This is a genomic window from Massilia niastensis DSM 21313 (assembly GCF_000382345.1).
GTDB classification, from domain to species: Bacteria; Pseudomonadota; Gammaproteobacteria; order Burkholderiales; family Burkholderiaceae_D; genus Telluria; species Telluria niastensis.
The window spans coordinates 63,980-75,837 of the sequence record NZ_KB908106.1 but is presented as its reverse complement, the minus strand read 5'-3'; the positions used below and the strand labels follow the sequence as shown (position 1 = coordinate 75,837).

The 11,858-nt window shown below is 62.4% G+C and carries 16 protein-coding genes and 1 tRNA gene; 7 read left to right on the top strand and 10 right to left on the bottom strand.

Annotated features, from left to right (window positions below; translation table 11 throughout):
• The 4 genes from H162_RS33305 to H162_RS0117980 all read right to left on the bottom strand — a co-directional run.
• Positions 1-192: helix-turn-helix domain-containing protein (locus H162_RS33305; protein ID WP_020654883.1), on the bottom strand; the 192-nt coding region annotated here is incomplete at its 3' end.
• 39 nt (positions 193-231) lie between these two features.
• Positions 232-624, bottom strand: a complete 393-nt coding sequence (locus H162_RS32750; protein WP_020654882.1) for a hypothetical protein — start codon at positions 622-624, stop codon at positions 232-234.
• A 26-nt stretch (positions 625-650) separates the two neighbouring features.
• A complete protein-coding gene (locus H162_RS34145) occupies positions 651-806 on the bottom strand; it encodes a hypothetical protein (RefSeq protein WP_156885678.1) in 156 nt (51 codons plus the stop codon).
• Between the two features lie 69 nt (positions 807-875).
• Positions 876-1,490, bottom strand: a complete 615-nt coding sequence (locus tag H162_RS0117980) for a hypothetical protein (RefSeq protein WP_020654881.1) — start codon at positions 1,488-1,490, stop codon at positions 876-878.
• Between the two features lie 391 nt (positions 1,491-1,881).
• On the opposite strand from H162_RS0117980, the gene H162_RS33300 reads away from it, so the two are divergent.
• The 4 genes from H162_RS33300 (at position 1,882) to H162_RS0117965 (ending at position 4,783) form a co-directional block, all read left to right on the top strand.
• Positions 1,882-2,451, top strand: a complete 570-nt coding sequence (locus H162_RS33300) for a toll/interleukin-1 receptor domain-containing protein (protein WP_229452129.1) — start codon at positions 1,882-1,884, stop codon at positions 2,449-2,451.
• Positions 2,452-2,547: 96 nt separating this feature from the next.
• Positions 2,548-3,690, top strand: a complete 1,143-nt coding sequence (thcB4, locus tag H162_RS33295; protein ID WP_084677051.1) for a Thoeris type III anti-phage system protein ThcB4 — start codon at positions 2,548-2,550, stop codon at positions 3,688-3,690.
• Entirely contained in the window at positions 3,690-4,271 is a 582-nt protein-coding gene (gene thcA / locus H162_RS0117970) for a Thoeris type III anti-phage system protein ThcA (RefSeq protein ID WP_026354797.1), read from the top strand. The genes thcB4 and thcA overlap by 1 nt, the downstream gene beginning before the upstream one ends.
• 71 nt (positions 4,272-4,342) lie before the next feature.
• The gene (locus H162_RS0117965; RefSeq protein ID WP_020654878.1) at positions 4,343-4,783 is read left to right on the top strand and encodes a TIR domain-containing protein; all 441 of its coding nucleotides are present in this window, start codon (positions 4,343-4,345) and stop codon (positions 4,781-4,783) included.
• Positions 4,784-4,969: 186 nt separating this feature from the next.
• Here H162_RS0117965 and H162_RS0117960 read toward each other — a convergent pair.
• A tRNA-Phe gene (locus H162_RS0117960) sits at positions 4,970-5,045 on the bottom strand.
• Positions 5,046-5,101: 56 nt separating this feature from the next.
• Positions 5,102-5,587 carry an acyl-CoA thioesterase gene (locus tag H162_RS0117955; protein WP_040787657.1) on the bottom strand — a complete coding sequence of 162 codons (486 nt, stop codon included), beginning with the start codon at positions 5,585-5,587 and terminating at the stop codon, positions 5,102-5,104.
• Positions 5,588-5,782: 195 nt separating this feature from the next.
• On the opposite strand from H162_RS0117955, the gene epsC reads away from it, so the two are divergent.
• On the top strand, positions 5,783-6,700 hold the full coding sequence (gene epsC / locus H162_RS0117950; protein ID WP_020654876.1) for a serine O-acetyltransferase EpsC: 918 nt from the start codon (positions 5,783-5,785) through the stop codon (positions 6,698-6,700).
• Positions 6,701-6,727: 27 nt separating this feature from the next.
• Here the strand turns inward: epsC and H162_RS0117945 are convergent, their stop codons facing one another.
• Genes H162_RS0117945 through H162_RS0117935 form a run of 3 tightly spaced genes read right to left on the bottom strand, consistent with a single transcriptional unit; the run spans position 6,728 to position 9,414 of the window.
• A complete protein-coding gene (locus H162_RS0117945; RefSeq protein ID WP_020654875.1) occupies positions 6,728-7,390 on the bottom strand; it encodes a methionine ABC transporter permease in 663 nt (220 codons plus the stop codon).
• Complete coding sequence (locus tag H162_RS0117940) at positions 7,383-8,204, bottom strand: methionine ABC transporter ATP-binding protein (RefSeq protein ID WP_020654874.1); 822 nt, start codon at positions 8,202-8,204, stop codon at positions 7,383-7,385. Before H162_RS0117940 ends, H162_RS0117945 begins: the two co-directional genes overlap by 8 nt.
• A 4-nt stretch (positions 8,205-8,208) precedes the next feature.
• Entirely contained in the window at positions 8,209-9,414 is a 1,206-nt protein-coding gene (locus H162_RS0117935; RefSeq protein WP_020654873.1) for an acyl-CoA dehydrogenase family protein, read from the bottom strand.
• 197 nt (positions 9,415-9,611) lie between these two features.
• On the opposite strand from H162_RS0117935, the gene ssuE reads away from it, so the two are divergent.
• The gene (ssuE, locus tag H162_RS0117930) at positions 9,612-10,193 is read left to right on the top strand and encodes an NADPH-dependent FMN reductase (protein ID WP_040787655.1); all 582 of its coding nucleotides are present in this window, start codon (positions 9,612-9,614) and stop codon (positions 10,191-10,193) included.
• Between the two features lie 63 nt (positions 10,194-10,256).
• The gene (locus H162_RS0117925; RefSeq protein WP_020654871.1) at positions 10,257-10,949 is read left to right on the top strand and encodes an alpha/beta fold hydrolase; all 693 of its coding nucleotides are present in this window, start codon (positions 10,257-10,259) and stop codon (positions 10,947-10,949) included.
• Here H162_RS0117925 and H162_RS0117920 read toward each other — a convergent pair.
• The gene (locus H162_RS0117920; RefSeq protein WP_020654870.1) at positions 10,946-11,833 is read right to left on the bottom strand and encodes an apurinic/apyrimidinic endonuclease family protein; all 888 of its coding nucleotides are present in this window, start codon (positions 11,831-11,833) and stop codon (positions 10,946-10,948) included. The two genes, H162_RS0117925 and H162_RS0117920, sit on opposite strands and share 4 nt — an antisense overlap.
• Positions 11,834-11,858 lie beyond the last annotated feature (25 nt).

The window sequence follows — 11,858 nt, the reverse complement described above, 5'->3', positions numbered from 1 at the left end:
GTTCCAACGCTGGCGCCATTGCTCGACACTGTTCAAATGCACCGAGAACTCGTCAGCAGTCTCTTGCAGGGTCAGTCCCTGACTCAACCGCAAGATGCCTTGGGCGCGCATACGTGCCCGTGGATGAGGATGGAAAATCCCCATGTCCCGCAGCGTCCGACGCTCGGCATCGGACAACATTAACAGTTTCATCGCAGTGACTCCTGCAGCAGTCTCCGATCTGAGTTTAACTCAAAATTTTCGGAGACTACTTAGTCCTTCATTACGCAGTACGGCCATTGCGAAGCCCGAGTTGTTGCTGCTGCGTCCGATAAATGTGTCTCTGAGCGCCTTTGATGGGAAAGGTTTATCGGGAGGGAGCGCATTCAGGCAGGCCGCGATTTTGTCGATCGGCACGCGCTCGCGGCTGAAGTAGCCGCCGCTTTCGTTGCCGGTGATGGCGATATAGAGCTGCTGGCGATCGGCATCCGCGAGTACCTGATAAGTGATGCCGCCTTCGGCGTTCTTGCCGAGCTTTTTGCATTTACCTTCCTTGAGCAGCCAGTATGTAACGCCAGCGTCGCTTTCTGCTGCTGGCGTTGTCTGTACGGTATCGCTGTTTGGCTTGGTAGCTTTTGCGTTCATGTTTTTCCTTTTGTGTAGAGGGCTGGTTAGCGGCGATATTTCAGTGAGAACTTCAGATCCAGGCTGCGAAGGGGGCTGGACTTGGCGGTCTTGAAGATGGCATTGGCGCGCAGTGTCTTCAGCGCTGTGCTGGCTTGTGATGCAGGCTTTGCCTTGAGGGTTGTATTTGGTGGCTTGGTCATTCGGGTACCTGAAACGAAAAAGCCCGAAGGGCCTGGGCCATTCGGGCTATGTTTGCTAGAGCGCTTGCGTCAGAAAGCCACGTTGAACTTCCCTTTGTATTGAGGGGCGCTAGCCAGCGATTTGCGCACGGCGGAGTTAATGATCATTTGGGCAAACCCCTCCGGCGTGAACTGGATGCCGCTTTTCGCTTCGCCGGGGCTGACGTACATCACCACCTCGGTTGCCTTCGAAAAAGGCTCCACATCGAAGTTGACGTAGCCCTTCTCTATCTTGAAGCCGTCATTGGCTTCGTAGCTGAAGTTGCAGACCGTCCGCCCGTTGGCGGTGCGTATGCCTTTTGTGGCGGCGTCGGTGAAGCGGTAGGAGAGCTTCTTGCTGATCGATTCCGGCAGGACGTAGGTATCGAGCTTGACGATGGGGCGGCCCCACATCGGATCGACCATATTCCCGAATTCATCCAGGCTGACGTTCTTCATCGCACGCGGGCCGATGGCGGCCAAGTAGCTAGCAAGCGCCTTGTTAATGGCGGGGATATAGGCGCTGCAGGTGGGCGCGGCAGACGCTGGGCCCGAGAGCGACGCGAACAGGATGCTGGCGACGGCGATACTGATATTCCGAATGGGGTTGGCTGCGCGGCGATACTGCTTGCCTGACCAGATTGGTTTGGCCGTGGTTTTCATCATTGATGGATTGCCTTTTCTGTGTAGTCATAAAGAAAAAGCCCAAGACCTTGTAGGGGCTTGGGCTTTGGCTGGGATCAACCATCAGAATGATATATGCGAGAGATGGGCGGCGATTCGGGGGCGTTCCGGAGGAGGGGTTACCTCTTTTTCCACTTGGCCCAATCCCCCGGGAAGACTCCATCTCTAGGATTACTTGGTGCAGGCGTCGGCGTTGGTTTTGGCGTTGGATTCGTCGAGTCTTGCTTCTTCGTCATGGGCGGTTTCTCCGGCTGCATGGATAGTCTAAGGAAGTTGCATACTAGCACTATCTTGATGGATTCTCGGCCAGCTATTTGACGTGCTTACCTGCGGTCGTTGAGCGGCAATTGATGGATTTTTTGCAAACTACTTGATGCTGTTGCAATCCATTTATTGCTATACTTTATGTAGATTTTCCCTCAATGCAACTGAATGGATTCACATGCCTATATTGCAATCGGAGTTAACTCGCGCCTCATCACGGGGCGTCATCCGTAAGAGTGTTGTGGCGCGCTCGGGCCAGCCCACGGCGTTCCTGTGCCACTCGCACCTGGATCGGACGCTTGCCGAAGGCCTTCAGACTTTGCTGCACGAGGCGGGATGGGAGGTTTATATCGATTGGCAGGATGCCGACATGCCAGCGTCGCCTAATCGAGTGACCGCAAGTCGTATCCAAAGCCGTATTGTGTCCGCAGATTGGTTCCTGTTTCTAGCAACCGCGAACTCCACGGCATCAAGATGGTGTCCGTGGGAAATTGGTTATGCAGATGGTAAGAAGCCGGTGGGACGCATTGCAGTGATCCCAACCACAGACACTTCCGGAAGGCATCACGGGAATGAGTATCTGCAGCTGTATCAGCAGATCACGCCAGCCGACGTTGGTGGCCTTGCGCTGTTCCCTGCAGGTCAAACCACGGGTGGGAGTTTTGTCAAAAACTTGTAGCAGGTAGCACTTCGCGCGCAGTACTGGGAGGGCTCGGTTACCTCATCAGGTGCACCAATGTGCAGCAGTTGAATATCTCACTCAATCGGAGACTAGATGGCGCTTTACGAACTCGCAGTCTTGGGCGCGCCCACCGCCGAACAGCTCGCTAAGTTTCAAGAACTGTTGCACGTCGCATGCGGGCAATTTCAACTCAAGTTGGGACATGACATTGCGTTGACCATCCAGCCGGAAGAATTTAGACCCGGTAGCAGAGCCGCAGCTGCAGCAATTTTCTTCGGAGGTATTGGTTCAGTCGATGTGGACATTGCAAAGGTAATTGACTGTGAAGCGATGACAATATTGCCGATTGCGTCTAGTGATGCTGCTGTAATGACCGAAATCCCACCACCGCTGCGCCGGTTGAATTGCCTTTTTGCGGATAAGGTGACGCCGGAACGCATTTTCCATGCACTTCTTGAATGTCTTGGCCTGCTGCCAAGACAAAGGCGGGTCTTTTTAAGCTACAGGCGAAATGAGGCTACGCCAGCAGCAGTGCAACTGTTTGCTGAGTTATCGTCACGACAGTTCGAGGTTTTTCTCGATACCCAAGGCATCGGCCCGGCTGTCGACTTTCAGGAAACCCTGTGGCATCAATTATGTGATGTTGACGTACTGGTGATGCTGGAAACACCGGGGTATTTCGAAAGCCGCTGGACGAGCGCCGAATACGGAAGAGCTTTGGCAAAAGGAATTGGTGTCTTGCGTATTCAGTGGCCGGACACCACGCCCTCGATCCATACTGGCACGGCAAGCTTGGTTGAAGTTATCCCTGAAGAGCTCGACGCGGTAGGACAATTTGCGACGTCCGCCATCGATAGGGTTTGCGCACAACTAGAGGATGTCCGAAGCCTGAGTCATGCTACAAGGCACCTAAGCATGGTGACTGCGGTTCAGGATGCTGTTCAGCAAGTGGAAGGGAAAATTGACGGTATTGGACCCAATAGGACGATATATTTAACCTTGCGCTCCGGTCGGAAGCTGATGGTGCAACCCACAATTGGGGTGCCGACGTCGACCATCCTGCAGGAAACTTTCGAACGGGCAGGAGCGGACGAAAGTGCGATCGTATATGATCATTTTGGTTTGAAACGTAGTTGGCAATCTCATATGAATTGGTTGGCGCAAAAAGTTCCCGGCGCTCGATGGATTAAGAAAACTGATGCCGCCTGGGATCTTGGCGGCTGGGAGGCAAATTGATGCGCCGAATATTCCTTTCAGCAAGTATTCCACAGCCGGGCCGAGGAGACTTTCACCTGACCGCCAATCCGTTTCTTATCCAGTTCGCGATCCGCGAGTTGCTGACTGTCTGCCTTGGGCGTCGACTCCTAGTTTGGGGCGGGCATCCTGCCATTACTCCAATGGTCTGGGCAGTATGTGAGGAACTTGGGGTGGAATATTCCAAGACTGTTACTTTATATCAGAGCAAGTTATTCGCCGATTATTTCCCGGCTGAAAATGCACGATTTGGAAACGTGGTACTGGTCGACGCAGTTGACGGCGATCGGGAGCAAAGCCTTCTAAAAATGCGTACCGAAATGTTGTCCGGCACTTTCGAGTCAGCAGTGTTTGTAGGCGGGATGGATGGCGTTATCACTGAGAGCTCTATGTTTCAGAAAATGCACCCGCAGGCTAAGGTGTTGGCCCTTCGCTCACCCGGCGGCGCTGCGCTAAATTTAGCTGATCAACTGGGGCAAGCTGGGGATCGAATTGACTTTGCAAGACTGTTTCACGAAGAACTGGGTATTTCGGCTACGGAGAGACGCGACCAAATTCCATAAAAAGAATGTGGCCTGCTTGTGTCGCGGAGACCATGTAGATTGAGTCAATGTAGTTTTGTTTGGAGAGATAAATGGCAAGGAAGGTTTTCTTTAGCTTTAAATACGAAGACGTTACGCGCGCAATGGTTGTTCGCAATAGCGCGATTACCAAGGGTAAAGAAGCCGCTGGTTTTATCGACAAAGCGGATTTTGAAGAAGTAAAACGAAAGGGTAAGCAAGCTATCAAGAATTGGATCGACGAACAGATGAAAGGAACCTCTGTGACCGTCGTTCTTGTGGGAGAGAATACCTGCGATAGCGAGTGGGTCGCGTATGAAATTGAGCAAAGCAAGCTCAGGGGCAACGGTTTGCTTGGCATTGATATCAGCAAAATTAAAGACTTTAACGGCAATACTACTGAGCGGTGCGGAGAAATTCCTGTCGGCTACGATTTCTATCGTTGGAATGCAGACGACGGCTTCACCAATTTGGGTGATTGGGTCGAGAAAGCTGCCAAGGCTGCTGGGAAGTAATAGAAGGCTAGTAGATGCACGGGTGACAGCGCTTCTACTTGATTGTCATTTTGGTAGGTTTGCTGCTGGCGAAAGCCTAGTGCATTGGGTGCTTGACGCTTGCCGGATATGGACCGAACGCACGGAGGTGCTTCTTGAAAACGAAAACGCCGACCTGCATGGGTCGGCGTTTTCACTTTTTATTCTTGGTGGCCCGGGGCGGAATCGAACCACCGACACAAGGATTTTCAATCCTCTGCTCTACCAACTGAGCTACCAGGCCAGGAGAGCGCCATTATAGCAGCGTTTTCGCGGGATAAACAATCCGTGTCGCAACAGTCACGCACGGCCGGCAATGCGCTCGGCATGCTGGTGCTCCAGTTTCAGGCGCAGTTCGCGCCGGCCCTTGGCTTCCTCGCAGCGGCGCTTTTCGTCGGGCGTGCCCGGTTCGAGCTGCGGGATGGCGACCGGCTTGCGGTCGTCGTCCACGGCCACCATCGTGAAGAAGCAGCTGTTCACGTGGCGCACCGACTGGCCGCGGATGTCTTCCGCCACCACCTTGATCCCGATTTCCATCGAGCTGCGGCCGGTGTAGTTCACGGCGGCCAGGAAGGTCACCAGTTCGCCGACGTGGATCGGCTGGCGGAAGGTCACCTGGTCGACGCTCATGGTGACGACATAGCGTCCGGCATAGCGGCTGGCGCAGGCGTAGGCGACCTGGTCGAGCAGCTTGAGGATGGTGCCGCCGTGGACGTTGCCCGAAAAATTGGCCGTATCGGGCGTCATCAGCACTGTCATGCTGAGTTGGTGGGCAGGCAGATTCATGATTGAACTCGACTAAAAGGGAATATGTGTTCTGGATGGTGCCTGATAAGCAAGACTTGGGCAAGCCAGGCGGCCGAAGGGGAGAGCGGCGAACATGGACGGACCGCGAACGGCCTTTTTCCGTGCTCGAAAAATGCATATCAAAATAAAAAGAAAATAGTAGAGCGCAGCACGGGGATCGGATAGGCTCGGCGAATGAACAGCGATCTTCCCCCATCCGGCGGCTCGGTGCACTGGCACCTCGGGCCCATCATCGACGCGCTGCGCACCTCGCGCGAGACCACCCATAACATCCGCCACCAGGGACGGGTGCGCGAACTGCCTTCGCGCGACGTCCTGAAGCAGGTCGTCGACGGCGTCTCGGCGGCGCTGTTCCCGACCCACTACGGGCGCCCCGACCTGAACGACGAAAGCATCGACTTCTTCGTCGGCGACACGCTGACCGTCACGCTCGACCGGCTGGCCGAACAGGTGCGGCGCGCGCTGCGCTTCTCGGCGCAGCACGAGCAGGGCGAGGAAACCGAGCTGGTCGAGCGCGCGCGCACGATCACGCGCGACTTCGCGGCCAGCCTGCCGGCGATCCGCGCGCTGCTGGTGTCGGACGTGCAGGCGGCGCTGGCGGGCGACCCGGCCGCCACCTCGGTGGCGGAAATCATGCTGTGCTACCCGGGCACCATCGCCATCCTCTACCACCGGCTGGCGCACTGCCTGTACCGCCTCGGCGTGCCTTTCCTGGCGCGCCTGGTCGCCGACATCGGCCATTCCCTGACCGGCATCGACATCCATCCGGCCGCCACGATCGGCGGCAGCTTCTTCATCGACCACGGCACCGGGGTGGTGATCGGCGAGACGGCCATCCTCGGCGAGCGCGTGCGCCTGTACCAGGCCGTCACCCTGGGCGCCAAGCGCTTCCCGACCGACCACAGCGGCGCGCTGGTGAAGGGTACGCCGCGCCACCCGATCGTCGAGGACGACGTGGTGATCTACGCCGGCGCCACCATCCTGGGCCGCATCACGGTCGGCGCCGGATCGACCATCGGCGGCAATGTCTGGCTAACCCAGAGCGTGCCGCCGGGGAGCAACGTGTCGCAGGCGCAGATGCGCAACACCTAGGCCGCGCGCTTCCCGGGTAACGGCGCCTCAGCGTTTGTCGAGGCGGCGCGCGAGCCGGGCGCCGCCGAACTGGATCAGCTGCACCAGCGCGACCAGGATGGCGACGGTGACCGCCATGACGTCGGCCTCGAAGCGCTCGTAGCCATGGCGGAGCGCGAGGTCGCCGATGCCGCCGCCGCCCACCACCCCGGCCACCGCCGCATACGACAGGAAGCTGATGGCGAGCACCGTGAGCGCCAGCACCAGTCCCGAGCGCGCTTCGACCAGCAGCACCCGGGTGACGACCTGGAGCCGCGAGGCGCCCATCGCATGGGCGGCTTCGATCACGCCGCGCGGCACCTCGCGCAGCTGCTGTTCGACCAGGTGCGCGAAACAGGGCACGGCGACGAAGGACAGCGGCACGGCGGCCGCCAGCGGGCCGATCGCGGTGCCGGCCAGCACCCGGGTGAGGGGCGCCAGCGCCACCACCAGGATCAGGAAGGGGAAGGCGCGCACCGTGTTCACCAGCCAGCCCAGGGCCTGGCCGGCGCGCCGGGGGCGCGCGGAGCCGCCTTCGCCGGCCAGGAACAGGGCCACGCCCAGCGGGCCGCCTAGGACGGCGGCGGCGCACAGGCCGATCCCCAGCATGAGCAGGGTCTCCCCGAACGCGCGCCCCAGTTCGGGCGCAAGAAGGAGCAGGCGTTCAGGCATGGAGCGCTCCCGGCACGGCGGCGCAGCCTTCGGTGCCGTAGAACGCCAGTTCGCGCCCGAGCGCCGTCTTGCGCGGGGCGCTGCGGTCGCCGAGCGCGAACTGCTCGGCGATCCGGCCGTCCTCGACCACCGCCACCCGGTGGCACAGGCTGCCCAGCACCGGCAGCTCGTGGCTGGCGATGACGATCGTGGCGCCGAGCCGCTGGTGGATGTCGCGCAGGGTGTCGAGCAGCGCGCGGGTGGTTTCCGGATCGAGGGCGGACGTCGGTTCGTCGCACAGCAGCACCTCCGGCTGGCCGGCCAGCGCGCGGGCGATGGCCACGCGCTGCTTCTGCGCGCCCGAAAGCCGGGCCGGGTAGCTGCCGGCCTGGTCGGCCAGGCCGACCCATTCCAGGCATTCGGCCACGCGCGCGGCCAGGCGCGGCGCGTTCAGGGCGCCGTGGAGGCGCAGCGGGAAGGCCACGTTCTCGAACACGGTGGCGTTCTGCAGCAGGTTGGCTTGCTGGAAGATCATGCCGATCCGGCGCCGCGCATCGCGCAGGTCGCGTTGCCCGAGGCGCGTGAGCTCCTGGCCGGCGACGGTGACGCTGCCGCTGTCCGGGCGTTCCAGCAGGTTGATCAGGCGCAGCAGGGTGGATTTGCCGGCGCCGCTGCGGCCGATCACGCCGAAGATCTCGCCGCGCCGGATCTCGAGCGAGACCGCGCGCAGCGCCTCGACGCGGCGGCCGCCGGGCAGCAGGTAGGCCTTGCTGGCGTTGTCGATCCGGACCAGGGGCGCGCGGCCGGCAGGCAGGGGTGAGGAGACGGCGTCCACGATGTCAGGAATACGAAGTCGGGTCGGGCAGGCGGCCATCGAGGGCATAGCGGCCGAGGTCGCGCAGCTTGTAGTCGACCGGGTCGTGCAGCGTGTGCACGCGCGCATTGCGCCAGAAGCGGTCGAAGCCGAAGCGCGAGGTGGTGGCGCGCGCGCCGGTGAGCTCGAACATCTGGTTGCTGACCTCGAGCGCCGCCTGGTGCGCCAGCACCTTGGCCTCGGCCGTCGCGATCGCCACTTCGCCGCGTTCGCGCGGCGTGAGGGATCGCCCCTTGCGGAAGGCCTGGTCGAGCAGGCGCGCCGCATGGTCGGCCAGCACCACGGCCGGGCGCAGGGACAGCCACAGCTGACCGTAGCGGTGCTGGATATAGGGGTCGTCGGTGATGTCGTCCACGCCGGCGGCGAACCAGGGGCGCGCATGTTCCAGCGTGTAGCTGCGCGAGGCGTCGAAGGCGCCCAGCGCGATGCCGAGGTAGAGGTTGGCCATCACCAGCTGCGTCACCTGCGAGCGCAGGGTGGCGCGCACGCCCGGCGCCTGGCCGGGCGCCTGCAGCACCAGGGCGGTGGGCAGGTAGACCTTGTCGAAGCGGACGTTGCCGCTGTCGGTCTGGCGCTGGCCGAAGGCGTCCCAGTCGGCTTCCACCTGCACGCCCGGCTGCGCGGTCGGGAGCACCGCGACCAGGGACGCGCCGGCATGCGCGTCCCAGGCGGACACCGTCAGCCAGTCCGAACCGACCGAACCGGACGAGAAGCTCTTCACGCCGTCCAGCGTGTAGCCGGCGGGGCCGGCAATGGCGCGGGTATGCTTGTCCAGCGCGTTCATGGCGTTGCCCCAGAACAGGCGCTGGCGCACGGTGGCGGTCAGCAGGCTGCGCTGTTGCAGTTCGCTGCCCTGCAGCTGGATGCCGGCCAGTTGCAGGTGATGGAAACCGAAGACGTGGGCCAGCGCGCTGTCGGCCTGCGCGAGCGTGCGCACGCAGGCGTTGACGGTGGCCCAGTCGGCGCCCTGGCCGCCGAATTCGGTGGGGATGGACAGGGTGAGCAGCCCCGAGTCGCGAATCAGTTCGCGCTCGTGCGCCGCATGTCCGCCGGCGCGGTCGCGTTCGACGGCGGTGGCGGCGAAACGCTCGGCCAGCCTGTTGGCGACGGCGAGCGGATCGGCAGGCGTGTCCCGGGATGAAGGACGCAGCTGGTGCAGGGATGAAGACATGGACGGAAGGCTCCTGCTGTTGATCGATGAGCCCAGTGTGCATCGCAGGCGCCGTCGCGTGAACGAAGAAATATGGCCTTCGATATACGCGAAAAGTTAAAGCAGCAATCGCATATCCATGAGCGAAACAATTCGTTTGCCTGCCCTGGCGCGCGCCTTACGCTGTGCAGGTCGCTTAAGGAGAACGGAACCACATCATGAGTATTGTCCTGTTGGGCGGAAGCCCGTCGCCACAGTCTTCGTGCAGCCGGCTGCTGCTGCACATCGGGGAAAAGCTCGCGCTGCACGGCCACCGCACGGCGCGCCTGGAAGTGCGCGAGCTGCCGGGACCGGCCCTGCTGCGCGCCGACACCGCGGATCCGGAGCTGGCGCGCGCCGTGGCGCTGGTGCGCGACGCCGACGCGCTCGTGGTGGCCACCCCCATCTACAAGGCCTCGTACACCGGCATCCTGAAGCTGTTCCTCGACCTGCTGCCGCAGGACGGCCTGGCCGGCAAGCTGGTGCTGCCGATCGCCACCGGCGGCAGCCAGTCGCACCTGCTGGCCCTGGACTACGCGCTGCGGCCGGTGCTGGCCTCGATGTGGCCGCGTTCCATCCTGCCCAGCATCTATGCGACCTCGGAGCAGGTCGGGCAGGACAGCGCCGCCGGACTGCGGCTGGCGCCGCCGATCGCGGTGCGCGTGGCCGACGGCGTGGACCAGCTGGCCGCCGAACTGCAGGCGCTGGCCGCACGCGCCGTGGCGCGGGAGTCGCGCCGCACCGCGCCGATCGCCGCCTGATCCGGCCGTGAAGGGCATGCCATGGCATCGGCGCGCCGCGCGCGCCTTTGCTATCATGGAACGATGTCCATCCTGCTCGTTCCCGGCTATATGCTCGACGAGACGCTCTGGGACGACGTGAGCGACCGGCTGGCGCCGTATGGCCCGCTGGTGCACGCCGACCTGCGTCACGATTCCACCATCGACGCCATGGCGCGCCGCGCGCTGGACAGCGCCCCGCCGTCCTTCGTCCTGATCGGCTTTTCGATGGGCGGCTATGTCGCCCGCGAGATCCTGCGCCAGGCCCCGGAGCGGGTGCGGGCGCTGGTGCTGATCGCCACGTCCACCCGCGCCGATTCGCCGGCCCAGCGCCAGCGCAAGGGCGTGATCGCGAAGGCGGCGCCCTCGGTGTCGTTCTCGGGCCTGAGCCGCACCGCGATCGCGACCTCGCTGCATCCGAAGGAAGGCAACAACGAGGCGCTGATCGACAAGGTGCGCGCCATGGGCGTGCGGCTGGGCGGCGACACCTTCCGGCGCCAGTCGGTGCTGGAGCGGGCGGGCGACCTCGAACTCCTGCACCAGATCCGCTGCCCGACCCTGGTCATCGCCGCCGCCCAGGACCGCCTGCGCAGCCTCGACGAGTCCGAGGAGATGCATGCCGCCATTCCCGGCGCGCGCCTGGTCGTCATCGAAGACAGCGGCCACATGATTCCGCTCGAGGCGCCGGAGCGGCTGGCCGGCGTCATCCTTCCCTGGCTCGACGGCGTGCTGCGCTAGCCCGCCTGCGCGTACCAGCCGCTCAGGCCGCGGATCGCTTCTTCCTTGAGCTTGGCCTCGATCTCGATCCACGGCGCCATCCGGTAGGACGAGGGCATGGTCGCGATCAGGTCCGCATGCTGGCGGTCGTTGAAGCCGCTGCGGCCGTTCGAGATATGGACCAGCTGGTGCGCCGGCTCGCGCCAGGTGGCGCGCGCCTTCAGCAGCATCGCGCCGACGCTCGGGTGCTCGTAGCTGTCCAGTTTGTCGTGCACGACGTGGTGGTGGGCGTCGAACACCATCGGCACCCCGGCGCGCAGGCAGATCGCGTGGATCTCATCGGCGCCGTAGGCATATTCATCGTTCTCCAGGCCGATGCGGCAGCGGATGCCATCCGGCAGCGCGGCGATGCGCTCGACCAGCGCGTCGGCGCGCTTCGATTTGCCGCCGTGGATTTCCAGCAGCGCCCAGGGAGAGCGGGGCTGGTCCAGCAGGTCCATGATGTCGGCGTGCATGCGCAGGATCTTGACGCTGTTGGCGACCACGCCTTCCGAATCGGAATTCAGCACCACGAACTGGTCGGGATGCATCACCAGGCGGATGCCGCGCTCGAGGGCGCGCCGTCCCGAACGGGCCAGCGTCTGCGCGAATCGTTCCAGGATCTCGCGGCCGAGCGGCTCGTCGGCGAACGGGAAGATCGACGACGGCAGCCGGTACAGCGCAATGCCTTCGCGCTCGCAAAAGCGCATGGCGGCGTCGAAGGTCTGGATGTTGTCGCGATAGATGTCTTCCAGCAGCCGGCGCTGGCCGTCCTCCGACTGCTCCAGCAGCCGCTTGCGCGTCAGCGCGCGGTAGCGGACATCCTTGGAGGTGGTGATGCAGACGAGACCGAGCTGTGGTTGCATGGGCGATAGTCGTGAAGGCCGTGCG

Excerpts from the sequence above, each read along its gene's own strand:
- H162_RS32750 (WP_020654882.1), bottom strand. The coding sequence starts at position 624 with ATGAACGCAAAAGCTACCAAGCCAAACAGCGATACCGTACAGACAACG.
- H162_RS34145 (WP_156885678.1), bottom strand. The coding sequence starts at position 806 with ATGACCAAGCCACCAAATACAACCCTCAAGGCAAAGCCTGCATCACAA.
- H162_RS0117980 (WP_020654881.1), bottom strand. The coding sequence starts at position 1,490 with ATGATGAAAACCACGGCCAAACCAATCTGGTCAGGCAAGCAGTATCGC.
- H162_RS33300 (WP_229452129.1), top strand. The coding sequence starts at position 1,882 with ATGCTGTTGCAATCCATTTATTGCTATACTTTATGTAGATTTTCCCTC.
- thcB4 (WP_084677051.1), top strand. The coding sequence starts at position 2,548 with ATGGCGCTTTACGAACTCGCAGTCTTGGGCGCGCCCACCGCCGAACAG.
- thcA (WP_026354797.1), top strand. The coding sequence starts at position 3,690 with ATGCGCCGAATATTCCTTTCAGCAAGTATTCCACAGCCGGGCCGAGGA.
- H162_RS0117965 (WP_020654878.1), top strand. The coding sequence starts at position 4,343 with ATGGCAAGGAAGGTTTTCTTTAGCTTTAAATACGAAGACGTTACGCGC.
- H162_RS0117955 (WP_040787657.1), bottom strand. The coding sequence starts at position 5,587 with ATGAATCTGCCTGCCCACCAACTCAGCATGACAGTGCTGATGACGCCC.
- epsC (WP_020654876.1), top strand. The coding sequence starts at position 5,783 with ATGAACAGCGATCTTCCCCCATCCGGCGGCTCGGTGCACTGGCACCTC.
- H162_RS0117945 (WP_020654875.1), bottom strand. The coding sequence starts at position 7,390 with ATGCCTGAACGCCTGCTCCTTCTTGCGCCCGAACTGGGGCGCGCGTTC.
- H162_RS0117935 (WP_020654873.1), bottom strand. The coding sequence starts at position 9,414 with ATGTCTTCATCCCTGCACCAGCTGCGTCCTTCATCCCGGGACACGCCT.
- ssuE (WP_040787655.1), top strand. The coding sequence starts at position 9,612 with ATGAGTATTGTCCTGTTGGGCGGAAGCCCGTCGCCACAGTCTTCGTGC.
- H162_RS0117925 (WP_020654871.1), top strand. The coding sequence starts at position 10,257 with ATGTCCATCCTGCTCGTTCCCGGCTATATGCTCGACGAGACGCTCTGG.
- H162_RS0117920 (WP_020654870.1), bottom strand. The coding sequence starts at position 11,833 with ATGCAACCACAGCTCGGTCTCGTCTGCATCACCACCTCCAAGGATGTC.